Genomic DNA, 25,190 nt, shown 5'->3' on the forward strand with positions numbered 1-25,190 from the left:
GCCTCCTTATCCGACCTTATGCGACCAGGTGAGAATCAGGCCGACTGCTTGAGCAGCTCGGTGGCATCCAGCGTCGGGTCACCCTTGCGCCAGTTGCACGCGCACAGCTCGTCGGACTGCAGGGCGTCCAGTACGCGCAGCACCTCTTCGACGTTACGGCCCACGGAACCCGCGGTGACCGACACGAACTGGATCTCGTTGTTGGGGTCGACGATGAAGGTCGCCCGGTCGGCCACGCCGTCGGCGTTGAGCACACCGGTGCCCAGGCTCAGCTCCCGCTTGATGTCCGAGAGCATCGGGAACGGCAGCTTCTTCAGGTCCTCGTGCTGCGCCCGCCAGTTGAAGTGCACGAACTCGCTGTCGATCGAAACACCCAGAACCTGCGCGTCGCGGTCGGCGAATTCGTCGTTGAGCTTGCCGAACGCGGCAATCTCGGTCGGGCACACGAAGGTGAAGTCCTTCGGCCAGAAGAACACCACGCGCCACTTGCCGGCGTGGTCCTCGTTGGTGATGGTGGTGAAGTAGTCCTCGGGCTGCTTGGCGTCGACCTTGGACAGATCGCCCGCGATCAACGCAGTGAGCTCGTAGGCGGGGAACTGGTCGCCGATGGTCAGCAGAGGCATATCGCTCCTTATCTGGAATTACTCAAGATTAGATGTCCTCCACCATGTTGCCGCGTAGCCTTATTGAAGTAAAGGTGATATTTCCCACTAGACTCATAGGTATGACCGATAAGACTTATCAGCCCACGATCGCCGGCCTGCGCGCATTCGCCGCAATCGCCGAGAAGCGGCAATTCAGCAGTGCCGCAGCGGCTCTCGGCGTCAGCCAGTCGACGTTGTCGCAGGCCCTCGCGGCGCTGGAGACCGGCCTGGGTACCCAGCTGGTCGAGCGCTCAACGCGGCGTGTCTTCTTGACAACCCAAGGCACGGAACTGCTCCCACGCGCCCAGGCGGTCGTCGACGCGGCCGACGCGTTCAGCGCCGCGGCGGCCGGCTCGGCAGATCCGCTACGGTCCGGCATCCGGCTGGGGCTGATACCCACGGTGGCGCCCTATGTGCTGCCGACCGTGCTCGCCGGTGTCGCCGAGGAGCTGCCGGGTCTCACGCTGCGGGTGACCGAAGACCAGACCGAGCGGCTGTTGGCGGTGTTGCGGGAGGGCGCGTTGGACGCGGCGCTGATCGCCCTGCCCGCCGAGGGCGCCGGCGTCACCGCGATCCCGATCTACGACGAGGATTTCGTGCTCGCCCTGCCTCCCGGCCATCCGCTGGCGGGCAAGCGCCGGGTTCCGGCGACCGCGCTGGCCGACCTGCCGCTGCTACTGCTGGACGAGGGGCACTGCCTGCGTGATCAGGCACTCGACGTCTGCCACAAGGCGGGTGTGCGGGCGGAGCTGGCCAATACCCGGGCCGCGTCACTGGCGACGGCCGTGCAATGCGTGACCGGCGGACTGGGCGTCACACTGATTCCCCAGAGCGCGGTGCCGGTCGAGGCGTCCCGTAGCCGCCTGGGCCTCGCGCAGTTCGCCGCGCCGCGCCCGGGTCGGCGGATCGGTTTGGTTTTCCGGTCCTCGAGCGGGCGCGACGAGTCCTACCGCCAGCTGGCCGGGCTCATCGGCACATTGATCAGCGGCCAGCACCCGGTGCGGCTGGTCAAATAGCCGGCCGGCGACTGTAAGTTCTGCGTATGGAGAAGGTCATCGCCGTGCTGATGCGGGCAGAGCCGGATGACGCGTGGTGCGCCCGGCAACGGGGTCACGTCGCCGACGCGCTACTGCAACTGGGCGTCGCCGGGCTGCAGATGAACGTTCGTGACAGCGCCGTGCGTCACTCGCTGATGACACTGACAACCCTGGACCCGCCAGTGGCCGCGGTGGTGAGCATGTGGACCCAGCAGTGCTACGGCGAACAGATCACGGCGGCACTCAAATTCCTTGCCCAGGAATGCCAGCAGCTGGCCGCTTACCTGGTGACCGAGTCGGTCCCGTTGAATGCGCCTGCCGTTGAATCCGGTTCGCGCACACCGGGTTTAGCCAACATCGCACTGCTGCGCCGGCCCGCCGGCATGGACCAGGCAACCTGGCTGAACCGTTGGCAGCATGACCACACCTCGGTGGCCATCGAAACGCAGTCGACGTTCGGTTACACCCAGAATTGGGTGGTGCGGGCGCTCACTGCGGATGCGCCGGGAATTGCCGGCATCGTCGAGGAGTTGTTCCCTATCGAGGCAACCACCGACCTGCACGCTTTCTTCGGAGCCGCCGATGACGGCGACCTACAGGACCGGCTGGGCCGGATGGTCGCCAGCACAACCGCATTCGGTGCCAACGAGAACATCGACACGGTGCCGACAAGCCGCTATGTGTTCGAGACACCGTTCCGGGATTGAGGACCGCCCATGACAACACTCGACGAGGCCGTGGCGCTGGCCAAGAAAGAAAGCGGACTGGCGGTGATCTCCACGGTTCGTGCCGACGGAACCGTTCAGGCCTCGCTCGTCAACGTGGGACTGTTGCCGCACCCGGCGAACGGCCAACCCGTCCTGGGCTTCACCACCTACGGCAGGGTCAAGCTGGCCAACCTACGCGCCCGGCCGCAGCTGGCGGTGACCTTCCGCAACGGGTGGCAGTGGGCCACCGTGGAGGGCCGCGCCGAGCTGGTCGGTCCCGATGACGCCCGGCCCTGGTTGGCAGACGCCGATCAGTTGCGACTGTTGTTGCGCGACGTGTTTACCGCCGCGGGCGGCACCCACGACGACTGGGACGAGTACGACCGGGTGATGGCTGCCGAAGGCCGCGCCGTGGTGCTCATCGCCCCAACCCGCGTCTACAGCAACGGCTAGCCTCGTTAGGCTGCTGGCGTGACGCTGCAGATCGATGACGAGAACCGGGTACGCACCCTCACGCTGAACCGGCCCGAGGCGCTCAACGCATTCAACGAAGCCCTCTACGATGCGACGGCCGAGGCGCTGTTGGCCGCGGCCGAGGATCCCGAGGTCGCGGTCGTGCTGCTGACCGGCGCGGGCCGCGGCTTCAGCGCCGGCACCGACCTGGCCGAGATGCAGGCCCGCATCACCGACCCCGACTTCACTCCGGGCAAGCACGGCTTCATCGGACTGATCGACGCGCTGAGCGCGTTTCCCAAGCCGCTGATCTGCGCTGTGAACGGCGTGGGCGTCGGAATCGGCGCCACCATCCTCGGCTATGCCGATCTGGCGTTCATGTCGTCCACCGCCCGGCTGAAGTGCCCGTTCACCAGCCTGGGCGTGGCGCCCGAAGCGGCATCGTCATATCTACTGCCCCAGCTGGTGGGCCGGCAGAACGCGGCCTGGCTATTGATGTCATCGGAATGGGTCGGCGCCGACGAGGCGTTGCGGATGGGCCTGGTCTGGCGGGTGTGCGAACCGGATGAGCTGTTGGCACAGGCCCGTCAGCACGCCGAAATCCTTGCCTCCCGGCCGATTTCGAGTCTGATGGCCGTCAAGCACACGATGACCGAACCTGTCCGCCCGGAGATCGCGGCGGCCACCGCCCGGGAAAACGCGCACTTCGCCGAACTGATGGGCGCACAAGCCAACGCGGCGGCCCTGGCCGCCTTCAACAAAAGCTGAAGCAACAAACGCTGACGCGCTAGACGGACGGAGCCGTTTCCAACTTCGCCGAGGCGGCCAGGATCGCCCGCAGCGTGCGCCGGCAGCGGCCGCAGTCACCGCCGGCCCCACACGCGGCGGCGATTTCTTTGGAGGTCGATGCGCCCTGCGCGACGACGTCGCACACGGTCTGGTTGGTCGCCCCAACACAGAGGCACACGTACATCAGCGCACCTCCTGCACGTCGAATCCCCTTCGTCGAGAGTTCGGTCCAGCGTCTGCGATTCGTCTCGACTCCGGCGTTCCGAGTCATCGGGCACCATGGCGATGAGGCCGAATGCGCATGCCGCTTATTAGCCGAGTCTAACCTAAGTTCGTAAGCCGAGTCTAACCTAACCAAGGGGTGACTTACTTCACTCGGGGCGTCACTGAGTGCAGCCAAACCTTGCTGGAACATTCCAAGCGGCCGTGGCAAAGTGCTGCTACAGCCCAGGTTTGCGCGCTCCAGCCCAGCGCGTGCGCCGCGGCGATACACGACAGCCGCTCACACCATAGGAGTGACAATGCAAGGGGATCCGGAAGTTTTGCGTCTGCTCAACGAGCAGTTGACCAGCGAGCTCACCGCGATCAACCAATACTTCCTGCACTCCAAGATGCAGGACAATTGGGGGTTCACCGAGTTAGCTGAACACACCCGGGCCGAGTCCTTCGACGAGATGCGGCATGCCGAGGCGATCACCGACCGCATCCTGTTGCTCGACGGGTTGCCGAACTACCAGCGCCTGTTTTCGCTGCGCATCGGCCAGACGCTGCGCGAGCAGTTCGAGGCCGACCTGGCCATCGAATACGAGGTGATGGAGCGGCTCAAGCCGGCGATCATCCTGTGCCGGGAAAAGCAGGACTCCACCACGGCGACCCTTTTCGAGGAGATCGTGGCCGACGAGGAAAAGCACATCGACTACCTCGAGACCCAGCTCGAGTTGATGGACAAGCTGGGCGTGGAGCTGTACTCGGCGCAGTGCGTGTCGCGGCCACCCAGCTGACCCGGCGGCGGCGAAATAGGTAACGTCGCGAAGGTATGACGAGCCCGAGGGCAGCGACCCAAACTCGGCCGGCCTCCGGTGCCGCATCCAGTGGCGAGCTGGTCAGCCCGCAACGACGCAACCTGATTTTCGTCGCGATCGTGCTCGGCATGCTGCTCGCGGCGCTGGACCAGACCATCGTGGCGACCGCGCTGCCGACCATCGTCGCCAACCTCGGTGACGCCGGCCATCAGTCCTGGGTTGTCACCAGTTATCTGCTCGCATCGACCATCGTCACCGCGCTGGTCGGCAAGCTCGGTGACGTTTTCGGCCGCAAACGCGTATTCCAGACCGCGGTAATCTTTTTCGTCGTCGGCTCGATCCTGTGCGGGCTGGCCCAGTCGATGGCCATGTTGGTGGGAGCGCGTGCCCTGCAAGGGATTGGCGGTGGCGCGATCACCGTCACGGCCAGCGCGCTGATCGGCGAGGTCGTCCCGTTGCGCGAACGGGGCCGATACCAGGGCATCCTGGGGGCGGTCTTCGGCGTCACCACCGTCATCGGTCCGCTGCTCGGCGGCTATTTCACCGACTACCTGACCTGGCGGTGGGCCTTCTGGGTCAACGTGCCGATCTCGGTGGTCGTCATCTTCGTTGCGGCAGCGGCGATTCCCGCACTGACGGCGTCCGCCAAGCCGGTCATCGACTATGCCGGGATCACGTTCGTGGGCCTCGGCGCCGCGGGCCTGACGCTGGCCACCAGCTGGGGCGGCACCCTCTATCCGTGGGGATCGGCGACGATCATCGGCCTGTTCGTCGGCGCCGCGGTGGCGCTGGGCATGTTCGTGGTGGTGGAACTTCGCGCCGCCGAACCGATCCTGCCGATCCGGTTGTTCAGCAGCCCGGTGTTCGCCGTGTGCTGCGTGCTGTCCTTCGTCGTGGGCTTCGCGATGCTGGGCGCGATGACCTTCCTGCCGACCTATATGCAGTACGTCGACGGTGTTTCGGCGACCACCTCCGGCCTGCGCACGCTGCCCATGGTGCTCGGGATGCTGGTCACCTCGACCGGCAGCGGCACCATCGTCGGCCGGACCGGCCGCTACAAGATCTTCCCGGTGGCCGGCACCGCGCTGATGGCGCTGGCCTTCCTGCTGATGTCGCGCATGGAGCCGTCCACCTCGGCCCTGGTCCAGTCGCTGTATCTGGTGATCCTGGGCGCCGGCATCGGATTGTCCATGCAGGTGCTCGTTCTCATCGTGCAGAACACGTCCAACTTCGAAGACCTCGGTGTCGCCACATCGGGCGTGACGTTCTTCCGCACCATCGGAAGTTCGTTCGGTGCGGCCATTTTCGGCTCGCTGTTCGTGAACTTCCTCAACCGCCGCATCGGTCCGGCCCTGGCGACCAGTGGCGTGCCGCCCAGCGCGGTCAGCTCGCCGGGGGCCCTGCACCGTCAGCCGCATGACGTGGCCGCCCCCATCGTGGCGGCCTACGCCGAATCGCTCACCCAGGTGTTCTTCTGGGCGGCGCCGGTCGCCGTGGTCGGCTTCGTGCTGGCGTTGTTCCTGCGCGAGATCCCGCTTCGCGATATCCACGACAGCACAACCGATCTCGGCGATGCGTTCGGGATGCCGACCACCGAGACGCCCGACCAGATGCTGGAGAACGCCATCGCGCGGATGTTGCGGGGTGAAACCGGCATGCGGCTGCGCAGCATCGCGATGCGCCCCGATTGCCGGCTCGACGTCGCCGGGCTGTGGGGAGTCCTGCGCATCAACCGTTATACCCAGATGTACGGGGCTGCCCGTCTCACCGACATGGCCAACTATCACCGGATACCGTTCGAGGTTCTCGAACCCACCTTCGCGCGCCTGGTCTCCGGGGGTTACGCGCGGCGTGACGGCGAGCAGATGTGGCTCACCCCGGCCGGGGGACAGCAGGTCGGATACGTGCACTCGCTGCTGTTGGCGTGGCTCGTCGACAAGCTCGCCCGGTCACCGGGCTTCGAGGGCCGCCCGGATCGTCGCACGGTCGAGGCCGCGCTGGACCGCGTCGCGCATCGGGTTCTGGCCCAACGTGATTGGCATGACGAGCAGCCAACCATGGCGATCCCTGCGGCCGGCCGCTAGCGGGCGCCCATCCGCATTCGCCGACATCCCCGACCCGCGCCCTGACGCGGGCGTACCATCACGCCATGAGCCGAATCGGAACATTTGCTGACGACGACCTGGCCGGCTGGTTTGCGAAGTCTCCGGACATCGGCGGCGCGCTCGGCGGCTTCAGCCAGGCGGTCTACACCAAGAACCGGTTGCCGCTACGTACCCGCGAGCTGGCCCGCGCAGTGATCGCCCACCGCAACGAATGCGTCGTCTGCGTCAACACCCGTGACGAAGACGGACCCGCCGCCGGCGTCGACGAGGAGTTGTACGACCACGTCCACGAATGGCGAACCTGGCCCGGCTACAGCGATCAGGAACGGCTGGCCGCCGAGTTCGCGGACCGTTTCGCCACCGACCACACCGCCCTGCGCAACGACGAGGACTTCTGGAGTCGTTGCGCCGAACACTTCTCGGACGAGTTGCTGGCCGACCTGGCACTGTCCTGCGCGCTGTGGGTCGGTATGGGTCGAGTGCTACGGACCCTCGACATCGGCCAAGCCTGCAAACTCACCATCCCCAGCCGCGTCTAGTTTCTCGCCCTGCAAGTTCGGGCAGCCGGCGATGACGCGCGCCCGGGCACAAATGGCGGCGCGGTGATGTTGCGCTGTTGGTGAGAGGACTCAGAGGGAGGTGCCGGTGAAGATTCGCTTCGGCGTCGGTCTGGGTGCCGAATCCGCGCCGGACCAGCTGGCCGCCATCGTCGATCACCTCGAGGCCAACGGGGTGGACTCGCTGTGGTTTTCCGAACTGGTGTATTCGCCTGCGGTCGATCCGATGGTCGGCATGGCGTATGCGCTCGCGCGGACGACCCGGCTGAAGGTCGGCACGTCGGTGGCGGTGCTGCCGGGCCGGCATCCGGTGCTGGTGGCAAAGCAGTTGGCGTCCCTGGCGGCCGTCGCGCCCAAGCGGGTGCTTCCGGTGTTCGGTCTGCGCTCGGCGATCCCGGCCGAACGCGAGGTGTTCGTGGTCCCCGACGGCGAGCGCGCGGCGGTATTCGACGAGTCGCTGCGGCTGCTGCGTGCGGCGCTGGTCGAGGAGTCGGCGACCTTCAGCGGTCGGTATTTCAGCGTCACCGATGTGGCCGTCGCCCCGAGACCGTCACCGCCGCTTGATATCTGGGTGGGCGGCTCGGCGCCGGCGGCGTTTCGGCGCATCGGCGCGCTGGGCGACGGCTGGCTGGGCAGTTTTCTCACCCCGGCGGAGGCGCGGGACGGGCGCGAGGCGATCGAGCGGGCCGCCGCGGACGCCGGCCGCAGCGTCGAACCCGACCACTACGGCATCTCGCTGGCGGTCGCAGACGGGGATTTGCCCGCCGAGCTGGCCGCGGCGGTGCGCCGGCGTCGCCCGGACCGCGACCCCGGCGAGCTGGTCGCCACCGGGTGGGATGAGCTGCACCGGCAACTCGACGCCTACATCGAGGCGGGATTGACGAAATTCGTCATCCGGCCGGTGGGTGGGGCGCCGGCGGATGGCTTTCTCGATCGGTTCGTCACCGAATTGGTAGCCCGGCAGAACTGAGCGTGCGGGTGCGCCGTTTACCGTACGGCGAGATCCGAGGTTGGGAGAATGACTGCCATGACCGGCACACCGCTGGCCGCCGCGGCCATTGCCCAGCTGGAGGCCGAGGGCGTCGACACGGTCATCGGCACCGTGGTGAATCCCGCCGGGCTCACCCTGGCCAAAACTGTGCCGATCCGGCGAACCAACACCTTTGCGGATCCCGGGTTGGGGGCCAGCCCGTCCTGGCACGCGTTCGCCATCGATCAGACCGGCATCGCCTTCACGGCCGATGTGGGCGTGGTGGGGGACCAACGCCTTCGTATCGATCTGTCCGCGTTGCGCATCGTCGGTGACGGTCTGGCATGGGCGCCCGCCGCGTTTTTCTCGCAGGACGGCACGCCGGTTCCCGCTTGCAGTCGGGGAACGTTACGGCGTATCGAGGCCGCACTCACCGAAGCCGGCATCGAGGCCGCGATCGGGCACGAGATCGAGTTCCTTCTGGTCGGCCCGGACGGCGGCCGGCTGCCGTCGACGTTGTGGGCGCAATACGGCCTGGCCGGCGTGCTGGAACACGAAGCGTTCGTGCGCGACGTGATCGGTTCGGCGACGGACGCCGGCATCGCGATCGAACAGTTTCACCCCGAGTACGGCGCCAACCAGTTCGAGATCTCGCTGTCACCGCAGGCCCCGGTGGCCGCCGCCGATCAGCTGATCCTGATGCGGCTCGTCATCGGCCGCGCGGCGCGCCGCCACGGGCTGCGCATCAGCCTATCGCCCGCGCCGTTCGCCGATGGCGTCGGATCCGGTGCCCACCAACACTTTTCGCTGGCAACATCCGATGGCCGGCTGTTCTCCGACGGCCCCCAAACCCACGGCATGACGGAGGCGGGGGAGAGCGCGATTGCGGGTGTGGTCCGCGGCTTGCCCGAAGCCCAGGGCGTACTGTGCGGGTCCGTCGTCTCCGGTTTAAGGATGCGCCCCGGCAACTGGGCCGGCGCTTACGCGTGCTGGGGCACCGAAAATCGCGAGGCCGCAGTGCGGTTCGTCGTCGGCGGGCCGGGAAGTCCGCGCGGCGGCAACGTCGAGGTGAAAATCGTTGACCCGTCGGCGAACCCGTACCTCGCCTCGGCGGCCATCCTCGGTCTGGCTCTGGACGGCATCAAGTGCCAGGCGGCGCTGCCACCAGAGATCACCGTCGACCCGGCCGTCCTGTCCGATTCCGACCGTGCGCGCGACGGCATCGTGCGCCTGACCAATTCGCAAGCTGAAGCGATTGCGGCACTTGATGGTTCAGAGGCGATGCGCCGCATCCTTGGCGATCCGGCGGTCGACATGGTGGTCGCGGTTCGCCGCCTGGAACAGGAGCGTTACGGCGAGCTGGCCCCTGAGCAGCTGGCGGACAAATTCCGCATGGCCTGGAGCCTGTGACGGCTCCTATGGTCTCCGGCACCAGCGCCCTCGCCCAGCACGTCGGCGAAGTGGCGCTGGTCGATCAGCATGTCCACGGTTGCTGGCTGGCGCCCGGAGACCGCCGGCGATTCGAGAACGCACTCAATGAGGCCAACAGCGAACCCATCACGTATTCGGGCTTCGACTCGCAACTCGGATTCGCGGTGCGCGCGCATTGCGCCCCCGTCCTGGGGCTGACCAAACACGCCGATCCGCAATCCTATTGGGAGCGACGCAGCCAATTCGAGGAGGAGGAGCTGGCGCGGCTGTTCCTGGCGGCCGCCGGCGTGAGTGACTGGCTGGTGGACACCGGGATCGGAAGTGGTGGTGTCGCCGGGGTCGTGGACATGGCCCGGCTGTCCGGCGATCGTGCGCGCGAGGTCGTCCGTCTCGAGGAAGTGGCCGAGCAGGCCGCGCAGGCGCCGGGTGCCTACGCCGCGGCGTTCGAAGAAATCCTGCACCGGCGCGCGGCCCACGCGGTCGGCACGAAATCGATTCTGGCCTACCGCGGCGGGTTTGACGGTGACCTGAGCGAACCGTCGACGGCTCAGGTCGCCGAAGCCGCCGGTCGCTGGCGCGAGCGCGGCGGTGCGCGGTTGCAGGACAGGGTTCTGCTGCGGTTCGGGTTGCACCAGGCGCTGCGGCTGGGCAAGCCGCTGCAGTTCCATGTCGGGTTCGGCGACCGTGATTGCGACCTACACCAGGCCAATCCGCTGCTGCTGGTTGACTTTCTGCGGGACGCGGCGGACGTGCCGATCGTGCTGCTGCACTGCTATCCCTACGAGCGCGAGGCCGGTTATCTGGCCCAGGCGTTCAACAACGTCTATCTCGACGGCGGTTTGAGCGTCAACCACCTGGGCGCGCGGTCACCGGCCTTCCTTGCTCGATTGCTGGAGATGGCGCCCTTTTCCAAGATCCTCTATTCGTCAGACGGATTCGGCCCGGCGGAATTGCATTTTCTCGGTGCGGCCTTGTGGCGCAGAGGTATTGACCGTGTGCTACGGGAGTTCGTGGACCGAGGTGATTGGAGCGAGGCGGACGCCATCCGGGTGGTCGATCTCATCGCCCGCGAGAACGCCACGCGCATCTACCGCGTTTGACCCCCGGTGACGCCGGGGTATACCACCGATCATGGCGACCGCGAAGGGCGTCTTGGGTTGGGCCCGCGACAAGGTCGTGTCGTGGGTGCCCAAAGCCGACCTCGACCAGCGGGATCCGGATTACATCCGCGATCAGCTGCCGGGAACCTGGTTGCTGGCGTCGTTCTATTTCAGGGCGGACGTGCGGGGTCTCGACCGCATTCCGGCCGAGGGACCGGTGCTGCTGGTGGGCAACCACAGCGGCGGCAACGTGCCGCCCGACACCTTCGTGTTCACCCTCGCCTTCTGCTCCTATTTCGGCGTCGAGCGGCCCTTCTACCAACTGGCCCACGACCTCGTGGTCTCCGCACCGCCGCTCGGCTCGCTACGCAAGTTCGGCACAGTCGCCGCCAACCCCGAAAACGCTCGCCTCGCACTAAAATCCGGAGCGGCCCTGCTGGTCTATCCCGGCGGCGACTACGAGGTATTCCGGCCCTCGTGGGAACGCCACAAGGTCGACTTCGGCGGGCGCATGGGCTACGTAAAACTGGCCCGCGAGGCCGGGGTGCCGATCGTCCCCATCGCCAGCGTCGGCGGGCAGGAGAGCGCGCTGTTCCTCAACAGGGGGCAGTGGCTGGCCAAGCTACTGATGGCGGACAAGTTGCTGCGGCTCAAGAGCATCCCGATCTCGCTGGCGCTGCCCTGGGGCCTCAATATCAGCGATCTGGCGGGCCACATTCCATTGCCCACCAAGATCGTGATCGAGGTTCAAGACCCCATCGAGGTCGACGGCGATGACCAGGCGGTGCATGAGAAGGTGATGGCCAGCCTCCAGGGTGGTGTCGATCGGCTGGCCGCAGAACGTCGATTCCCGGTGATCGGCTGATGCGCGTCGAACGCCGTTGCGTCATCAACGCCGACCGCGCCGACGTGTGGAAGATCGTCAGCGACCCGGCCTGCTACCCGGCGTTCATGACGAACCTCGAGCGGTGGGAATCGTCGAACGAGATATCCGCCGGTGTCGGTGCGCGCTACACCGTCCACTGGAAGATCGGTTCCGTACCCGTTGGCGGGTTGATCGAGGTGGTCGAGTTCGACGACGGCCGCGACCTGGCGTTCGTCGGTATCACCGGGGTAACACTGCGCGGGCGGATGCGGTTGCGCGACACAGGCGATGGCTGTACAAGGGTGACGTTCCGGCTGTCGTATCAGGCGCCCGGGGGAATTCTCGGATATATCGCCGATCGGATCGCCGTGCGCCAGGTGGGACGCACACTGACGGAAACGTTGAAACGCCTCCGGAAACTGGCCGAGTCGTAGTCGCAATGATGCGTTCCACCGCCGTGGGGCGGCAGACGGTCCGCGCTGCCCTGAAAGGTGATCGTCAGACCAGCGCTGAGGCGTCGAATATCCAACTGGTGTCGCCGGTCGCCAAGCCCTCGAAGTGGTTCGGGGGAGCGAAGGCGACCAGGCTGTTCATGTCCCAATAGTCTTTCCAGACAGTCACTTTGCCGTCGACGACCTTGTGCACGGACACGAATCGCAGCACACCCTGCTCGCCGGTGGCGAAGGTCCAGGTCTCGGAGTGCTCGTAGAGCACGTCGGAGCCGTTCGACACCAACACGCCGGTGTGGTTCTCATAGCCGGCCAACTGCTCGAGACCCATCCTGAGGCGTTGCACGATGCCCTCCGGCCCACGGGCCGACATCGCGGGAACCGGCATGTCGACATAGAGGCAGTCGTCTGACAGGAAGGTCTTGATCGCTTCCCAATCGCGCCGCGAAAGGGCCTGCCACAGCCCACGTACGACATCCTCGACCGCGATCATAGATACCTCTGTCATAACGGCAAATAAAACTCTGTTGCCGCCGCCGTGTCAACTGGTTCGGTCGTACTCGCGCACGTACGGCCCCAGGGTCACCGGCAACGACGACCACCCCCGCAGCACACGGGTTTCGCGCCGGCTTCCGGCACCCGCCGCGCGCGCCTCGGGAAAGCGGTCGAAAAACGTGCGCAGTCCGACTTCGCCCTCGGCACGCGCGAGGGCGGCGCCAAGGCAGAAGTGCCGGCCACCGGAGAAGGCGAGATGCCTTCCGGCGTTCTCCCTTTCGATGTCGAAGCGGTGCGGGTCGGGGAACACGGCGGGATCCCGGTTGGCGGCCGCCAGATACACCAGCACCAAATCGCCGGGTTTTAGCCTCCGGCCGGCGATCTCGACATCGTTGAGCGCCAACCGCGCGGTGAGCTGCACCGGCGACTCCAGTCGCAGGATCTCTTCGACGGCGTTGGGCCACAACTCGGGGCGCCGTCGCAGGGCGTCGAGGTGCTGAGGCGCGTCCAACAGCATGCGAATCCCATTGCCGAGCAGATTCACTGTGGTCTCGAATCCGGCGGCCAACACCAGACCGGCGATAGCCTGCAACTCTTGCTCGTTGAGATACGTCTCCGCGGAGCCGCTTTCGGCGGTCTGGATCACCTGGCTCATCAAATTGTCGCTGGGATCCAGGCGCAACTGCCGCAGGTGCTCGTCGAGCCAGGAGCTGAAGCCGGCGATGCCTTCCTGCACGCTGCGGTACTGCCGCCATGGCAATCCGATGTCGAGGCTCGGCGCGGCCAGTTCACCGAATTCCAGCACGCGGCGCCGCTCGGACTCCGGCACGCCAAGGATGTCGCTGATGATCGAGACAGGTAGTTGCGAGCAGTACCGCCCGACGATGTCCACGACACCCGACTCGCCGGCCAGCCGATCCAACAGCCCGGCGGCGGTCTGCTCCACCCGATCTCGTAGCGCGGCAACCGCTCTGGGGGTGAACACCGCCGATACGGTCTTGCGGTAACGGGTATGGTCGGGCGGCTCGACCGCCAGTAACGACGGCGCCCGCAGTGGATGCAGGAGGTCGTCGCGGGTGCGGCGCTCCAGCCATCGCAACGGCCCCGGCAGGTTCGATCCGAAGATCAGTACCCGGAAATCATCGGACCGCAGCAGCTCATGGGCGAGCGCATGATCCGCCGTCAGATAGGCGACTCGGCCCTTCACCAGCTTGCCCCGGGCGCGCACCTCGTCGTAGTAGCGCACCGGGTCGGCGGCCACCGCCGGATCGGCGATCAGCCTGGCCTGAACATCTCCTCGCCGGGCCCCGAGCGCCGCGGCTCCCCGGATGAAGCCATGCATCGCGAACCAGTGCAATCGTTCCTTCACCGGCCCCTCCCTCGTTCGGGTGTCGTTCGAGCCTAGGCTCCGGCCACCTCGAGAGTCAGCACTGCGCGACGAGTTTGAAGTCGGTGGTCACCACTTTGTTGGGGTTGCTGCTGTTGATGCCGTACGCGCTGCCCGTGATGGTGTATGCGTCGTTGGTGAGGTCGACGTGCGCGTCTCCCACGCCGCCTTGCCAGAAGCTGCCGGTGAAGCCGTCGACGTTGCGAATCTTCACCCACTGCGGCATCACCCGGTAACCGCTGAGCAGCACCACCGCCTCGACTCCGCCATCGCGGTCCGGGATGTTGATGCTGCGGTACATCTGGTCCTGGTGGCACGCTGGGGGCGCCGTCGTGTGGGTGGCGCCGTCGATGGTCAGATGGGCGGCCCGCCGAGGCGTCGTCTGCGCCGCGCTGCATCCGGCGACGCCGACGGCGACGGCGACCGCCGATGAGACCAAAGCGACTGTGAGCAATCGATTTTGCACCAGCCGACCTCCTTATTTTTGCTCCGGCACCAGCTTGGGTAGAGACTTGACGATGCTGCGTCGCACGAATTCCGGACTCAGGCCTTTGAAAAAGTCAATCAAGCGAATGCTTTTCGGCACATACCAGTGCAACCGCTTCTCATTGTGGTAGGCCTGCCACGCCGTCTCGGCCACGCTGCTTGCCGGCATCAACCGCAGCATGCCCTTCTTGGGCGCGGTGGCCCGCAGTTGCTCGGCCGTCATGGGCGCGCCGCCGTCGTCGGAGTGGTTGGTCGTCGTGGTGAGGATCGCGGTGTCGATCAGACCGGGCAGCACGTCGGCGACGCGCACCCCGTGTCGCTGCCACTCCACACTCAGGGCCTCGGTCAGGCCTTTGACCGCGTGCTTGGTGGACGAGTAGACGGCCAGGCGCGGCATGCCATAGGTACCCGAGGACGACGACGTCGTGAACATCAGGCTGCCGGGGGTTTTCTTGAGGTATGGCAGCGAGGCGTACGCGCCCGTCAGCACCGCCTTGAAGTTCACGTCGACGACGCGCATCGCGGCGTCATACGGCACGTCCTCGAACCAGCCGGATTCGCCGATGCCGGCGTTGTTCCACATCATGTCCAGGCCGCCATCGGCGTTGCCGGCGCAGAAGTCGGCCAGGGCGCCGTCGAGGGCCGCCTTGTCCGTCACATCGACGGCGCGGGTCCACAGCCGATCGCCACCGAGCTCGCCGGTCAGGGTTGCCAGGCCGGCGTCGTTGCGGTCGACCGCGCCCACGCGCCAACCCTTGGCGTGGAACAGCTTTGCGCCCTCGCGGCCCATGCCGCTGCCCGCGCCGGTGATGAAGACCGATTTCACGCGCGTCAGCCCGCCTCGACCACGTCTTTGATGCGGTTCAGCGTCTTGGTCATGTCGCGGACGTTGCGGCGCTTCCGCAGGAAGCCGCCGAACAGCCAGTACACGCCGAGCCATGGCGCGGGATTGAGCCGGAACGACTCGGTGACGTCGGTCCCTCCGTCGCTCGGCGCCAGGCGGTAATGCCAGTTGTTGACCGGCCTGTCACCGAGCAGCACCGTGAAGCCGAATTCGCGACCCGGTTCGCACGCGGTGACCTTGCACGTCGTCCAATACACCGGGCCCATCTCGTTGCGCTTGACGTGGCCGCGGAATTTCGCACCGAGGGCCGGGCCGGTCGCGCCGCCCAGCCACTCGGCTTCAAAAACTTCCGGGGAGAACTTTCCGGTGTTGCGGACGTCTGCGATGAGATCCCAGATCTTGGCCGCAGGCGCCGCCATATGAACAGTCGCCGAACCTTCCATGGGCTGATCCAAACACAGCTGGGCGCTGGGTCATAGACCGCAGGTGCGTTTCATCAGTGTGGGACGGCCGCCTGGATCAGCCCGTTGATGATCTGCTTGATGCCCTGGGCCGGGTGCGAGTACCAACCGATTGGCAGGCCGGATTGGGCGCCGCACTTTGGCCAGGCCTCCACGCCCTCTTCGGCGAAAACCCGGTTGGCCACGGCGATTTGCTGCTCCCTGGACGCAGCCGCGGGGTTGCCGACGCCGCCGTAACGGGCCCAGGTGCCCGGTTTGAATTGCAGCCCACCGTATTCGCCGTTTCCGGTGTTGGCGTGCCAGTTGCCACCCGATTCGCATTGAGCGATCGCGTCCCAGTTGGGAGCGGTTTCCGCGCTCACCACACCCGTGGACGAAGCCATCGACGCTGCAACGAACCCGCCGACCACTACGGACTTGACGAGAAGCTTGCAGAGATATTTCATGTCCAGGATTTCGGCGCGTGTGGCCAAAGCGTTACCTATTCGAAAATGGCGCGAGATATGCCATCTATCTGCGGAAACCGACTTATCGGCAGGCCAAATCGGACCGTTAGAAATCGGTGAGGAAAAATTAAATTATTGCTGGCAATACGACTGCGTCGCTGATGACAGGGCCTTTTGGTACAGGCCGTCGAGCTGATGGTCCCGGATGACGCCGCTTCGCGCGGCGCCGAGTTGCGCGACACATTCCGGCGAGTGCAACACGCTCCAGTTGGCCAAAATCTGGGTCAGCATCGTCCGGTTGAAGGCGTCGATCGCTGATCGCGAGGCCGACAGGTCCGGCGCGGCGCCCGGAGCGCTCGCCGGGTTCAGCTTCCAGTCCGCGAACCGGCTGTATTCGATGGCCTCGGTGGCACCGATCTGGTCCCCGAAAACCCCGGTGATGTAGTCGCGGTCGACGCGTTCGGCGTCGGCCTCGTCGCCCAGCCTGGCCAGCTCCTGCTGGACGCGGACCGGGTCTTCGATGGCGCCGTGCTGGTTCCATTTGTACGCGGCGACGGGCTCGGCGACCTGCAACCGTTGCGCGGCGGCGTCGACCAGGGGCGTCAGCGGGCTCGCCGAGTCGGCCCGACCCGGCGCCACAAGCATCGCCAGGCCGCCGATCACGGCAGCCCAGCGCGCGGCCGCGGCCGGGCGGGGCGGGCGGACGCGGCGGTGCATGACGACGATTCTGGCGCGTCGGCGGGGCTGTCGGCCCCTTAACGCACTACTGCGCCTGACGAAGTTGTCAGGCGCAGTAGTGAAACAGCCGGGCGAAGGGTTATCCACCGCCGCCCTGGGTGGCGCCGAGGGCGCCCTGCAGGTCGGGCTTCATGGCGTTGAGCTGGGCACCCCAGTACTCCCAGCTGTGCGTGCCGTTGGCGTCGAAGTTGAACACCGCGTTGTGGCCGCCGGCCGCGTTGTAAGCGTCCCGGAACTTCAGGTTGCTGCTGCGCACGAAGTTCTCCAGGAACTCGGCGGGCATGTTGGCCCCACCCAACTCCGACGGCGTGCCGTTGCCGCAGTAGACCCAGAGCCGGGTGTTGTTACCGGCCAGCGCCCCGACCTGCAGTGTCGGGTCGTTGCGCTGCCACGCCGGATCGCTCGACGGACCCCACATGGCGTCGGGCTTGTAGCCGCCCGCGTCACCCATCGCCAAGCCGATCAGTGACGGACCCATGCCCTGCGACGGGTCCATCAAGGCCGACAACGATCCCGCGTAGATGAACTGTCCCGGATGGTTCACGGCCAAGATCAGCGCAGAGGAACCGGACATGGAGATACCGATCGCGGCGCTGCCGTTGGACTTGACGCTCTTGTTGGAGGCCAGATACCCGGGGAGTTCGCTGGTCAGGAAGGTCTCCCACTTGTAGGTCTGGCAGCCGGCCTTACCGCAGGCCGGACCGTACCAGTCGGCGTAGAAGCTGGACTGGCCGCCGACCGGCATGACGATCGACAGCCCCGACTTGTAGTACCACTCGAACGCAGGTGTGTTGATGTCCCACCCGTTGTAGTCGTCTTGAGCCCGCAGACCGTCCAGCAGATACACCGCGGGAGAACCGTTGCCGCCGCTCTGGAACTGGACCTTGATGTTGCGGCCCATGCCGGCGGACGGCACCTGCAGGTACTCGACGGGCAGGCCCGGACGCGAAAAAGCGTTCGCTGTCGGGGCGCCGCCGGCAAGACCGATCAGGCCCGGCAGTGTAGCTGCCGCCGCTGTGCCGACCAACAGCCGGCGCCCCCAGGCCCGGACCTTCTCGCTCAGATCTGTCATACCTGCCCCTTGTCGATGTGGTCAGTGTGATCGTGGTCTCACAGGAATTTACCGTGTGACGCCGTGAAATGTCGATTAGGACGCGAACGCGTCTCGTTTCGGCATCGCTTTTCACCTAACAATTTCGCCACCCGGCACACCCGGGCGGCGACAGGCGACGCGTACCCGTTCGCCCACGGTCCTACCCGTCGAGCCAGAAAACGCCAGGCAGTACTGCCCCTGAGGCGCGGTGAGCGCCCGGAAGCCCGCAATACGCCACGTTATAGAAAGCACCCGAAATGAAGCCCGCGCCGGATTTGGCCGCGGATCGCCGCCGGACCCCTATGCGTCGCATCTTTGACCGTTTCAAGGCGTCGCCGCCGCACCGCGACACCGATAAATATCTTCCCGGCCGATAAAACGATGTGGCTTTCGCCGCCACCGCGGTTCCCGACGCGGCATGTTCATCTGGCGATTCCCAGGCGATGACTGACCGGGGCAGCCGGACTTGCGCCGACCGCGTAGGCTCTCTCGGAGCAAGCCGATGAAGACCACGCTATCCCGTGTCTGTTCCGGCTCTCACGAATCACCGCACCTGCGGCTTCATGGTGCGCGTCGGTGCGGCTGAGGGCGTCGGACGCGGGACCGATTGGGGCATAGATTTGGACACGGTTCTTGGCCTGTCAGTGACGCCGACCACCGTTGGTTGGGTCCTCGCTGAAGGACACGGCGCGGACGGCACCATCCTGGATCACCAGGAGCTGGTGCTGCGCGCAGGCCACGGCGTGCGCGCCGTGGGTACCGCAGAGCAGGTAGTAGACGAGGTATTGCGGGTTGACACGACGGCGGCCGCGAGCGATCGCCGCCTGCGTGTCATCGGAGTGACCTGGAACGACGAAGCATCCGCGCATGCCGCGCTGGTACTGGAGGCGCTGACCGACGCGGGATTCGACAACGTCGTGCCAATCCGGTTGCTGGAAGCCGTCGAAACGTTGGCTCAGGCCATCGCGCCCGTCATCGGCTACGCACAGACGGCGGTCTGCGTTCTCGACCACGACGCGACCACCGTCGTCATGGTCGACACGCACGACGGGGAGACCCAGACCGTCACCAAGCACGTGCGCGGCGGCTTCGACGGTCTGACCCGTTGGCTGACCGGCATGTTCGACCGCAACGGATGGCAGCCGGGCGGCGTTGTGGTGGTCGGCGCCCACGACAACATCGACGGACTCTCCTGGCAACTCGAAAAGACTTTGCCGGTACCGGTTTTCGTGCAGTCGATGGCCCAGGTCACCATCGCGCGCGGCGCCGCGCTGTCTGCGGCCCGCAGCACCGAATTCACCGACGAGCAGTGGGTGGAGCACGTGAGCGAACCCGTTCCGGCATCCTCCCAGAAGCGGCACTCGTCCTACGCCGGGGCCGTGACCGCGCTGGCGGCGGGTGCCATCACCTTCGTCGGCTCGGTGTCACTCGCGGTGGGGATCCACGTCGGCCCCGCCAGCGCGGCGCCCGCGCCGAAGCACGCTATGCATCCGCCGACACCACAGATCGCCGAGGCGGTCACGGCCGCGGCGCCGCTTCCGGCGGCCCCACCGACCAAGCAGGCCGCCCCGCAGGCCAGGCCGCCTGCCGGGGAACCGGTTTCGGAGCCGAGCGCGCCGGAGGAGCAGCCGGGGGCCGGCGGCGACCGCCAGCCGTACCTGACGCGGGTACTGGAGCACATTCCCGGCGACACCGGCGATCCGGCGGTTGATTCGGCCCCGCGCGCAGCGACCGAATCGCAGCCCTGATTTTTCTTCCGACGCCGGGTCGGCAGCGGTCAATTCTCTTGGGCGCGAACCGCGGAGAAAGTCAACGACACCTCGTCTGCGACTTGGACCGTACCCATCAGCAGCGAGTAGGGCTTGATGCCGTAGTCGGACTGACGGATGGTGGATTCGACTGACAACCGCCACGAGTCCCCGAGATCTTCTGTGTGCACATCGATCACGTGGTCTCGCGACTCTCCCCGAATTTCGAGCGTTCCGGTCAGGCGGTACCCGTCGTCGACCTCGTCGATGACGTCCGCGGTGTAGCGGATTACGGGGAATCGACTGGCGGACAAAGACTTCAGTGCATTGGAGCGCACCAATGCCTTCTCGGTCCCGGACAGCCCTTTGACGCCGCCGTCGCCGCGCAGCACCTCGAACGAATCGGCCTCGACCACGAGCTCCGCGCTGACGGGTCGAGATCCGGCCCGGCTTATGGTGGCGCGCCAGCGCGTCATCGCGATGGTGAGACGATGACCCATCCGTGCCGCCCTACCGGCAACACCGGTGTGCAACAACAATTCACCGCCAGCCGGACCGATCGTCCACACCAAGCTTTTGTCGGAAGTCACGGACCGACTGTGTCACATGGTCAAAACGGTGCGGTAGTGCGCCCGACCTTCTTCCAGGGCCGCATACCCGTCCTTGGCCTGCGACAGTGGAAGTTCCTCGATCCACGCACGCACGCCGGATAACACCGCGAAATGCATGGTGTCTTCGACGTCCTTCGCCGTCCCGGAGGGATGGCCGACGATGCTGACGCCCGGCGTTATCAGCTGCACCGGGCTGATCGGCAGCGGCTCGGGCGTGACCCCGATGGTGACCAGTTCACCTTTGGGGAGTATGCCGCCGACGGTGGCGGCCATGGCTTTTGAATTGCCCGCGGTGGCCAGGACGACGGTCGCGCCGCCGAGATCCTTGAGCGCCTCGGCGGGATCGTTGGCCGTGGAGTCGATGTAGTGATGGGCGCCCAGCTTCCGGGCATCGTCGGCCTTGTCGGTGCCGCGGTTGATCGCGATGGTTTCGAATCCCATCGCCCGGGCGAACTGCACGCCTAGGTGGCCCAGTCCGCCGACACCGAGAATCGCCACCCGATCGCCGGGCAGCGCCTTGGTGTGCCGCAAGGCGTTGTAGGTGGTCACGCCCGCACAACCCATCGGGGCGGCTTCGGCATCGGAGAGCTCGTGCGGGATGCGGGCGAGCGCGCTCACCGGCACGGTCACCGACTCCGCGTATCCACCGGGATACTGCCAACTCGGCACCTTGCCGTTCTCGCAGTGGATGAACAGACCCTTACGACATTGGTTGCAGCGGTTGCAACATCCGCCGAACCAGCCGACCGCGACGCGATCGCCGGGTGCGAAATCCTGTACGCCATCGCCGATCTCGGCAATCCTGCCGGCGATCTCATGTCCGGGAGTCAGCGGCCAGGACATGCCGGGGAACCCGCCGCTGACGAAGTTTGCGTCCGTGCCGCAGATGCCGCATGCAGCGACCGTCAGCCGTACCTCGTCGCGACCCGGTGGCTTCGTTTCGGCATCGACCAGCTCCAGAGCTGCGCCTGCGGACGGGACATGGACGGCTCGATGAGTGGGCATGCCCCTAGCTTGTCACCCCTGCGCCTGATGCGCGACAGGACATTTCTCGGCACCGTTGGTGTGATAGTCGACCTGCCAGTGCTTGATTCCGTTGAGCCAGCCCGACCGGAGCCGCTCGGGCTTGCCCGCCGATTCCAGATCGGGCATGGCGTCAGCGATCGCGTTGAACATCAGGTCGATCGTCATCCTCGCCAGGTTGGCCCCGAGACAGTAATGCGCGCCGGTGCCACCAAAGCCCACGTGCGGGTTGGGATCCCGCAAGATGTTGAAGGTGAACGGGTCGTCGAACACCTCCTCGTCGAAATTGGCTGAACGATAGACCATTACGACGCGCTGGCCCTTCTTGATCTGCACGCCGGACAGCTCGTAGTCCTCCAGGGCGGTCCGCTGGAATGAGGTGACCGGCGTCGCCCAGCGCACGATCTCGTCGGCGGTGGTGACGGGGCGCTCGCGCTTGTAAAGCTCCCACTGATCCGGGAAGTCGGTGAAGGCCATCATGCCCTGCGTGATCGAGTTGCGGGTGGTCTCGTTGCCCGCGACGGCCAGCAGGATCACGAAGAAGCCGAACTCGTCGTCGGAGAGCTTGTGCCCGTCGACGTCGGCCTCGATCAGCTTGGTGACGATGTCGTCCCCGGGGTTTTGCTTACGGTCGGCGGCCATCTGCATGGCGTAGGTGATCAGTTCGACCGAGGCGCCCATCGCGTCGTTGCGGGCGAACTCGGGATCCTGATCGCCCACCATTTCGTTCGACCAGTGGAACAGCTTCATGCGGTCCTCTTGCGGCACCCCCATCAGCCCGGCGATCGCCTGCAGCGGGAGCTCGCAGGACACCTGCTCGACGAAGTCGCCGGAACCCTCGGCCGCCGCGGCCGCGACGATGCGCCGGGCGCGCTCCTTCAGGTCATCGCGCAGGAGCTCGACGGCGCGGGGGGTGAATCCGCGGGAAATGATTTTGCGGAGGTGGGTGTGCTGCGGGGCGTCCATGTTGAGCAATACGAACTTGCCCGTCTCGCGCTGCTCGCGCACCGTGCCCTCTTTGTATCGGGGCAGGGCGGTGTTCTCCAGGCTGGAGAAGACGTCACTGCGCCGCGAAATCTCTTTGACGTCCTTGTGCTTGGACACCACCCAGAAGCCGCCGTCATCGAATCCGCCCACCCCGTCCGGCTGTTCGTTCCACCAGATCGGCGCGGTCCGGCGCAGCTCGGCCAGTTCTTCCACCGGGAGTCGCTCGGCGTGGATGTCCGGATCGGTGAAGTCGAAGCCGGGAGGCAAATTGGGGACCGGCTTGGCAGTTGGCTCGACGGTTGGCATTGCCCGCTCCTCGATGACGAAGTGGTCTAGTCGTCCTTGTGCTAGGAAACCACTGCTGCACCTTGGTTGGGAAGCATTGACGCAAGATCGCCGGGTGCGAATTGGAACGTGTTCTTCACCGGCGGTTTTTCGCCGAGGAGTGGGTCTACGCCGGCGATCGCGGTCGCAGGCCGGAACGGTCTTGTGGCTGACGGTCCGACCGATATGCTTTGGTGCAGGTCACCGGCGACGACAGGCGGGGTAGCACATGATTCGGGAACTGCTCAGCGCCGCTTCGATAGCGGGCATCACGATCGGCTTGGCACCGTGCGCGGCCGCCGGCTATGACGGCGACGTACCGGGGATGAACTACCAGGCTTCGTTGGGCGCTCCGTGCGACAACTACGAGCGCTTCATCTTCGGGCGGGGGCCCAGCGGGCAGGCCGAGGCCTGTCACTTCCCGCCGCCCAATCAATTCCCGGCGGCCACCACCGGATATTGGGTGGCGTCGTACCCGCTGTACGGGGTCCAGCAGACCGGCGCGAAATGCCCGGGCTCGCAGGCCGCGGCACAGACTCCGGACGGACTTCCCATGCTGTGCCTGGGCGCCCAGGGGTGGCAGCCCGGATGGTTCACCGGGGCAGGGTTTTTCCCGCCCAGCGGATAGCCGGTGCAGCCATGAAGCGTAGTGAGCCCGGAGAACTGCTTGTGCCCCGCTGGCTGCGTTTCGTGCTGGCGTCCGATCGCGCCGGGTCGGCGTGGTACATCGGCACGGGGTTCTTCTTCGCGCCGGTGCTCGCGGTGCTCTCGCCGTGGCCCACGGTCACCGCCGTGCTGTGGGGCGTCATCGCACTGGCCGGGCTGTGGCTGGGACTGCTGGGTATCGCGATGGCCATCGGGCTGGCCCGAATAATGCGCTCCGGGGCCGAAATTCCCGAAGACTACTGGCGTTCGCTGGTGCACTACTAGGCCGCGACGCCGACGAGAAATGCTGGGCGACCCCGTCTAGAGTCGGAGCGACCGCCCTGCAACAAAGGAGACTCGAGGTGGCCTTCAATCCCAAAGATGCAGTCGACGCGGCGCGGGACATCGCGACCAACGCCGTCGAGAAAGCCTCCGACATCGTCGAACATGCCAGCGACATCATCCGCGGCGACCTCGCCGGCGGTGCCAGCGGCATCGTTCAGAATTCGATCGACATCGGCACCTACGCGCTGGACCGGACGAAGGAAGTGTTCACCGGCCGCGACGACGTCGAGGACGTCTAGGCGCGACGCCTCCGCGTTATACGGAGGCGGCCTCGTTGAGCTCGTCGAGCCGGTTGGTGGCTTCCAGGTACTCCTGCACCCAGCGCTCGATGACCGTTGAGGTCTTCTCCACCTTGGTGAACTGCCCGACCACCTGACCGACCGGGTTGAACGCCACATCGACAGATTCATTGGGGTACCTGTTGGTGGCGCGGACGGCCATGCCAGACACCATGTACTGCAACGGCATTCCGAGCGGCTTCGGGTTGTCCGGCGCCTCCCATGCCTCGGTCCAGTCGTTGCGCAGCATGCGGGCCGGCTTGCCGGTGAAGGAACGGCTGCGGACGGTGTCGCGGCTGCCGGCCTTGACGTAGGCCTCCTGCTGGACCGGGGTGTTCGAGGACTCCTCGACCATCAGCCACTGCGATCCGGTCCACGCACCCTGCGCGCCGAGCGCCAGCGCTGCCGCGATCTGCTCACCGCTGCCGATGCCGCCCGCGGCGAGCACCGGGACCGGGGCGACCTCCTTGACGACCTGCGGCCACAGCACGATCGAGCCCACCTCGCCGCAGTGCCCGCCGGCCTCACCGCCTTGGGCGATGATGATGTCGACGCCCGCGTCGGCGTGCTTGCGGGCCTGCGAGGGGGAGCCGCACAGCGCCGCCACCTTGAGCCCGGCGTCGTGGATGTGCTTGATCATGTCGGCCGGCGGGGTGCCCAGCGCGTTGGCGATCATCTTCACCTTGGGGTGCTTGAGCGCCACCTCGACCTGCGGCGTGGCCGTCGCCTCGGTCCAGCCGAGGAGCTGCAGCGTGTCGCCGTCGCTGTCCTCGACCGGCACGCCGTGGTCGGCGAGGATCTTCTTCCCGAAGTCCAGGTGCTCCTGCGGCACCATCTTGCGCAGCGTCTCGGCCAGCTCCTCGGCGGACTGGTTCGAGTCCATGCCCTCGTACTTGTTCGGGATCACGATGTCGACGCCGTAGGGGTGGTCGCCGATGTTCTCGTCAATCCAGTTGAGTTCGATCTCCAGCTGCTCGGGCGTGAAGCCGACCGCCCCGAGCACGCCGAACCCCCCGGCCTTGCTGACCGCCACGACGACGTCGCGGCAGTGGGTAAAGGCGAAAATCGGGAACTCGATCCCGAGTTCGTCGCAGATAGGGGTGTGCATTACAACTCCTGGGAGCTCGCCGAATTGGAACGTGTTCTAGTT

General features: G+C 66.3%; 30 protein-coding genes. 16 read left to right on the forward strand and 14 right to left on the reverse strand.

The genetic code is table 11. The features are described from left to right. Nucleotides 1–35 precede the first annotated feature (35 nt). Nucleotides 36–623 carry a peroxiredoxin gene (locus tag ACZYVJ_RS02205; protein WP_463829514.1) on the reverse strand — a complete coding sequence of 196 codons (588 nt, stop codon included), beginning with the start codon at nucleotides 621–623 and terminating at the stop codon, nucleotides 36–38. A gap of 101 nt (nucleotides 624–724) precedes the next feature. On the opposite strand from ACZYVJ_RS02205, the gene ACZYVJ_RS02210 reads away from it, so the two are divergent. From ACZYVJ_RS02210 to ACZYVJ_RS02225, 4 genes are read left to right on the forward strand one after another with little or no spacing between them, the layout of a single operon-like run. Beyond that, nucleotides 725–1,660 (forward strand): hydrogen peroxide-inducible genes activator, encoded by a 936-nt coding sequence (locus tag ACZYVJ_RS02210; protein ID WP_463829515.1) that lies wholly within the window; start codon nucleotides 725–727, stop codon nucleotides 1,658–1,660. Between the two features lie 26 nt (nucleotides 1,661–1,686). Then, the gene (locus ACZYVJ_RS02215) at nucleotides 1,687–2,388 is read left to right on the forward strand and encodes an EthD domain-containing protein (protein WP_463829516.1); all 702 of its coding nucleotides are present in this window, start codon (nucleotides 1,687–1,689) and stop codon (nucleotides 2,386–2,388) included. Nucleotides 2,389–2,397: 9 nt separating this feature from the next. Next, nucleotides 2,398–2,841, forward strand: coding sequence for a PPOX class F420-dependent oxidoreductase (locus ACZYVJ_RS02220; protein WP_463829517.1), 444 nt, complete (start codon nucleotides 2,398–2,400; stop codon nucleotides 2,839–2,841). An 18-nt stretch (nucleotides 2,842–2,859) separates the two neighbouring features. After that, a complete protein-coding gene (locus ACZYVJ_RS02225; protein ID WP_463829518.1) occupies nucleotides 2,860–3,609 on the forward strand; it encodes an enoyl-CoA hydratase/isomerase family protein in 750 nt (249 codons plus the stop codon). A gap of 19 nt (nucleotides 3,610–3,628) precedes the next feature. On the opposite strand, the gene ACZYVJ_RS02230 is transcribed toward ACZYVJ_RS02225, so the two are convergent. Next, complete coding sequence (locus ACZYVJ_RS02230; protein WP_463829520.1) at nucleotides 3,629–3,814, reverse strand: (2Fe-2S)-binding protein; 186 nt, start codon at nucleotides 3,812–3,814, stop codon at nucleotides 3,629–3,631. 337 nt (nucleotides 3,815–4,151) lie between these two features. Between ACZYVJ_RS02230 and bfr the strand changes: the two genes are divergently transcribed. The 8 genes from bfr (at nucleotide 4,152) to ACZYVJ_RS02270 (ending at nucleotide 12,114) form a co-directional block, all read left to right on the forward strand. Continuing rightward, the gene (gene bfr, locus ACZYVJ_RS02235; RefSeq protein ID WP_463829521.1) at nucleotides 4,152–4,631 is read left to right on the forward strand and encodes a bacterioferritin; all 480 of its coding nucleotides are present in this window, start codon (nucleotides 4,152–4,154) and stop codon (nucleotides 4,629–4,631) included. A gap of 35 nt (nucleotides 4,632–4,666) precedes the next feature. Beyond that, entirely contained in the window at nucleotides 4,667–6,736 is a 2,070-nt protein-coding gene (locus tag ACZYVJ_RS02240; RefSeq protein WP_463829522.1) for an MDR family MFS transporter, read from the forward strand. A 65-nt stretch (nucleotides 6,737–6,801) separates the two neighbouring features. Next, nucleotides 6,802–7,296 (forward strand): carboxymuconolactone decarboxylase family protein, encoded by a 495-nt coding sequence (locus ACZYVJ_RS02245; RefSeq protein ID WP_463829523.1) that lies wholly within the window; start codon nucleotides 6,802–6,804, stop codon nucleotides 7,294–7,296. 106 nt (nucleotides 7,297–7,402) lie between these two features. Next, nucleotides 7,403–8,284, forward strand: coding sequence for a TIGR03854 family LLM class F420-dependent oxidoreductase (locus ACZYVJ_RS02250; RefSeq protein WP_463829524.1), 882 nt, complete (start codon nucleotides 7,403–7,405; stop codon nucleotides 8,282–8,284). 57 nt (nucleotides 8,285–8,341) lie between these two features. After that, nucleotides 8,342–9,694, forward strand: a complete 1,353-nt coding sequence (locus ACZYVJ_RS02255; protein WP_463832796.1) for a type I glutamate--ammonia ligase — start codon at nucleotides 8,342–8,344, stop codon at nucleotides 9,692–9,694. An 8-nt stretch (nucleotides 9,695–9,702) separates the two neighbouring features. Further along, a complete protein-coding gene (locus tag ACZYVJ_RS02260) occupies nucleotides 9,703–10,815 on the forward strand; it encodes an amidohydrolase family protein (protein ID WP_463832797.1) in 1,113 nt (370 codons plus the stop codon). Nucleotides 10,816–10,846: 31 nt separating this feature from the next. Further along, nucleotides 10,847–11,680 carry a lysophospholipid acyltransferase family protein gene (locus ACZYVJ_RS02265; protein ID WP_463829525.1) on the forward strand — a complete coding sequence of 278 codons (834 nt, stop codon included), beginning with the start codon at nucleotides 10,847–10,849 and terminating at the stop codon, nucleotides 11,678–11,680. Next, complete coding sequence (locus ACZYVJ_RS02270) at nucleotides 11,680–12,114, forward strand: SRPBCC family protein (protein ID WP_463829526.1); 435 nt, start codon at nucleotides 11,680–11,682, stop codon at nucleotides 12,112–12,114. The genes ACZYVJ_RS02265 and ACZYVJ_RS02270 overlap by 1 nt, the downstream gene beginning before the upstream one ends. Nucleotides 12,115–12,178: 64 nt before the next feature. Here ACZYVJ_RS02270 and ACZYVJ_RS02275 read toward each other — a convergent pair whose 3' ends face one another. The 8 genes from ACZYVJ_RS02275 to ag85B form a co-directional block, all read right to left on the reverse strand. Further along, nucleotides 12,179–12,622, reverse strand: a complete 444-nt coding sequence (locus ACZYVJ_RS02275; protein ID WP_463832798.1) for a nuclear transport factor 2 family protein — start codon at nucleotides 12,620–12,622, stop codon at nucleotides 12,179–12,181. A 48-nt stretch (nucleotides 12,623–12,670) separates the two neighbouring features. Continuing rightward, nucleotides 12,671–13,993 carry a cytochrome P450 gene (locus tag ACZYVJ_RS02280; protein ID WP_463829527.1) on the reverse strand — a complete coding sequence of 441 codons (1,323 nt, stop codon included), beginning with the start codon at nucleotides 13,991–13,993 and terminating at the stop codon, nucleotides 12,671–12,673. A 55-nt stretch (nucleotides 13,994–14,048) separates the two neighbouring features. After that, complete coding sequence (locus ACZYVJ_RS02285) at nucleotides 14,049–14,477, reverse strand: lipoprotein LpqH (protein WP_463829528.1); 429 nt, start codon at nucleotides 14,475–14,477, stop codon at nucleotides 14,049–14,051. Between the two features lie 12 nt (nucleotides 14,478–14,489). Continuing rightward, nucleotides 14,490–15,323: an SDR family oxidoreductase gene (locus ACZYVJ_RS02290; RefSeq protein WP_463829529.1), complete on the reverse strand. Its 834-nt coding sequence runs from the start codon at nucleotides 15,321–15,323 to the stop codon at nucleotides 14,490–14,492. A 5-nt stretch (nucleotides 15,324–15,328) separates the two neighbouring features. Continuing rightward, nucleotides 15,329–15,802 (reverse strand): SRPBCC family protein, encoded by a 474-nt coding sequence (locus ACZYVJ_RS02295; RefSeq protein WP_463832799.1) that lies wholly within the window; start codon nucleotides 15,800–15,802, stop codon nucleotides 15,329–15,331. Between the two features lie 35 nt (nucleotides 15,803–15,837). Continuing rightward, nucleotides 15,838–16,275, reverse strand: coding sequence for a resuscitation-promoting factor RpfC (gene rpfC / locus ACZYVJ_RS02300; protein WP_463829530.1), 438 nt, complete (start codon nucleotides 16,273–16,275; stop codon nucleotides 15,838–15,840). A gap of 105 nt (nucleotides 16,276–16,380) precedes the next feature. Further along, nucleotides 16,381–16,965, reverse strand: a complete 585-nt coding sequence (locus ACZYVJ_RS02305) for a chorismate mutase (RefSeq protein ID WP_463829531.1) — start codon at nucleotides 16,963–16,965, stop codon at nucleotides 16,381–16,383. A gap of 100 nt (nucleotides 16,966–17,065) precedes the next feature. Then, nucleotides 17,066–18,058 (reverse strand): diacylglycerol acyltransferase/mycolyltransferase Ag85B, encoded by a 993-nt coding sequence (gene ag85B / locus ACZYVJ_RS02310; protein WP_463829532.1) that lies wholly within the window; start codon nucleotides 18,056–18,058, stop codon nucleotides 17,066–17,068. A gap of 641 nt (nucleotides 18,059–18,699) precedes the next feature. On the opposite strand from ag85B, the gene ACZYVJ_RS02315 reads away from it, so the two are divergent. Continuing rightward, nucleotides 18,700–19,827 (forward strand): DUF7159 family protein, encoded by a 1,128-nt coding sequence (locus ACZYVJ_RS02315; RefSeq protein ID WP_463832800.1) that lies wholly within the window; start codon nucleotides 18,700–18,702, stop codon nucleotides 19,825–19,827. A 29-nt stretch (nucleotides 19,828–19,856) separates the two neighbouring features. Here ACZYVJ_RS02315 and ACZYVJ_RS02320 read toward each other — a convergent pair whose 3' ends face one another. From ACZYVJ_RS02320 to ACZYVJ_RS02330, 3 genes are read right to left on the reverse strand one after another with little or no spacing between them, the layout of a single operon-like run. Continuing rightward, nucleotides 19,857–20,417: a YceI family protein gene (locus ACZYVJ_RS02320; RefSeq protein ID WP_463829533.1), complete on the reverse strand. Its 561-nt coding sequence runs from the start codon at nucleotides 20,415–20,417 to the stop codon at nucleotides 19,857–19,859. A gap of 12 nt (nucleotides 20,418–20,429) precedes the next feature. Continuing rightward, nucleotides 20,430–21,443 (reverse strand): alcohol dehydrogenase catalytic domain-containing protein, encoded by a 1,014-nt coding sequence (locus tag ACZYVJ_RS02325; RefSeq protein ID WP_463829534.1) that lies wholly within the window; start codon nucleotides 21,441–21,443, stop codon nucleotides 20,430–20,432. A gap of 12 nt (nucleotides 21,444–21,455) precedes the next feature. Next, on the reverse strand, nucleotides 21,456–22,754 hold the full coding sequence (locus ACZYVJ_RS02330; protein WP_463829535.1) for a cytochrome P450: 1,299 nt from the start codon (nucleotides 22,752–22,754) through the stop codon (nucleotides 21,456–21,458). Between the two features lie 247 nt (nucleotides 22,755–23,001). On the opposite strand from ACZYVJ_RS02330, the gene ACZYVJ_RS02335 reads away from it, so the two are divergent. The 3 genes from ACZYVJ_RS02335 to ACZYVJ_RS02345 all read left to right on the forward strand — a co-directional run bounded on the left by ACZYVJ_RS02335 (nucleotide 23,002) and on the right by ACZYVJ_RS02345 (nucleotide 24,001). Continuing rightward, on the forward strand, nucleotides 23,002–23,400 hold the full coding sequence (locus ACZYVJ_RS02335) for a hypothetical protein (RefSeq protein ID WP_065028655.1): 399 nt from the start codon (nucleotides 23,002–23,004) through the stop codon (nucleotides 23,398–23,400). A gap of 11 nt (nucleotides 23,401–23,411) precedes the next feature. After that, nucleotides 23,412–23,702 carry a hypothetical protein gene (locus ACZYVJ_RS02340; RefSeq protein ID WP_463829536.1) on the forward strand — a complete coding sequence of 97 codons (291 nt, stop codon included), beginning with the start codon at nucleotides 23,412–23,414 and terminating at the stop codon, nucleotides 23,700–23,702. 77 nt (nucleotides 23,703–23,779) lie between these two features. Then, complete coding sequence (locus ACZYVJ_RS02345) at nucleotides 23,780–24,001, forward strand: Rv1893 family protein (RefSeq protein WP_463829537.1); 222 nt, start codon at nucleotides 23,780–23,782, stop codon at nucleotides 23,999–24,001. A 16-nt stretch (nucleotides 24,002–24,017) separates the two neighbouring features. Here ACZYVJ_RS02345 and ACZYVJ_RS02350 read toward each other — a convergent pair whose 3' ends face one another. After that, nucleotides 24,018–25,148, reverse strand: coding sequence for a nitronate monooxygenase (locus tag ACZYVJ_RS02350; protein WP_463829538.1), 1,131 nt, complete (start codon nucleotides 25,146–25,148; stop codon nucleotides 24,018–24,020). Nucleotides 25,149–25,190 lie beyond the last annotated feature (42 nt).

It is taken from the genome of Mycobacterium sp. IDUB_3, assembly GCF_055419585.1.

Bases quoted from the DNA above. Each gene is read 5' to 3' on its own strand.
- ACZYVJ_RS02230 (WP_463829520.1), bottom strand. From the start codon at position 3,814: ATGTACGTGTGCCTCTGTGTTGGGGCGACCAACCAGACCGTGTGCGAC.
- ACZYVJ_RS02330 (WP_463829535.1), bottom strand. From the start codon at position 22,754: ATGCCAACCGTCGAGCCAACTGCCAAGCCGGTCCCCAATTTGCCTCCC.
- ACZYVJ_RS02270 (WP_463829526.1), top strand. From the start codon at position 11,680: ATGCGCGTCGAACGCCGTTGCGTCATCAACGCCGACCGCGCCGACGTG.
- ACZYVJ_RS02340 (WP_463829536.1), top strand. From the start codon at position 23,412: ATGAAGCGTAGTGAGCCCGGAGAACTGCTTGTGCCCCGCTGGCTGCGT.
- ACZYVJ_RS02245 (WP_463829523.1), top strand. From the start codon at position 6,802: ATGAGCCGAATCGGAACATTTGCTGACGACGACCTGGCCGGCTGGTTT.
- ACZYVJ_RS02265 (WP_463829525.1), top strand. From the start codon at position 10,847: ATGGCGACCGCGAAGGGCGTCTTGGGTTGGGCCCGCGACAAGGTCGTG.
- ACZYVJ_RS02335 (WP_065028655.1), top strand. From the start codon at position 23,002: ATGATTCGGGAACTGCTCAGCGCCGCTTCGATAGCGGGCATCACGATC.
- ACZYVJ_RS02205 (WP_463829514.1), bottom strand. From the start codon at position 623: ATGCCTCTGCTGACCATCGGCGACCAGTTCCCCGCCTACGAGCTCACT.
- ACZYVJ_RS02275 (WP_463832798.1), bottom strand. From the start codon at position 12,622: ATGATCGCGGTCGAGGATGTCGTACGTGGGCTGTGGCAGGCCCTTTCG.
- ACZYVJ_RS02260 (WP_463832797.1), top strand. From the start codon at position 9,703: ATGGTCTCCGGCACCAGCGCCCTCGCCCAGCACGTCGGCGAAGTGGCG.
- ACZYVJ_RS02350 (WP_463829538.1), bottom strand. From the start codon at position 25,148: ATGCACACCCCTATCTGCGACGAACTCGGGATCGAGTTCCCGATTTTC.
- ACZYVJ_RS02240 (WP_463829522.1), top strand. From the start codon at position 4,667: ATGACGAGCCCGAGGGCAGCGACCCAAACTCGGCCGGCCTCCGGTGCC.
- ACZYVJ_RS02255 (WP_463832796.1), top strand. From the start codon at position 8,342: ATGACCGGCACACCGCTGGCCGCCGCGGCCATTGCCCAGCTGGAGGCC.
- ACZYVJ_RS02215 (WP_463829516.1), top strand. From the start codon at position 1,687: ATGGAGAAGGTCATCGCCGTGCTGATGCGGGCAGAGCCGGATGACGCG.
- ag85B (WP_463829532.1), bottom strand. From the start codon at position 18,058: ATGACAGATCTGAGCGAGAAGGTCCGGGCCTGGGGGCGCCGGCTGTTG.
- ACZYVJ_RS02305 (WP_463829531.1), bottom strand. From the start codon at position 16,965: ATGCACCGCCGCGTCCGCCCGCCCCGCCCGGCCGCGGCCGCGCGCTGG.
- ACZYVJ_RS02210 (WP_463829515.1), top strand. From the start codon at position 725: ATGACCGATAAGACTTATCAGCCCACGATCGCCGGCCTGCGCGCATTC.
- ACZYVJ_RS02325 (WP_463829534.1), bottom strand. From the start codon at position 21,443: ATGCCCACTCATCGAGCCGTCCATGTCCCGTCCGCAGGCGCAGCTCTG.
- bfr (WP_463829521.1), top strand. From the start codon at position 4,152: ATGCAAGGGGATCCGGAAGTTTTGCGTCTGCTCAACGAGCAGTTGACC.
- ACZYVJ_RS02220 (WP_463829517.1), top strand. From the start codon at position 2,398: ATGACAACACTCGACGAGGCCGTGGCGCTGGCCAAGAAAGAAAGCGGA.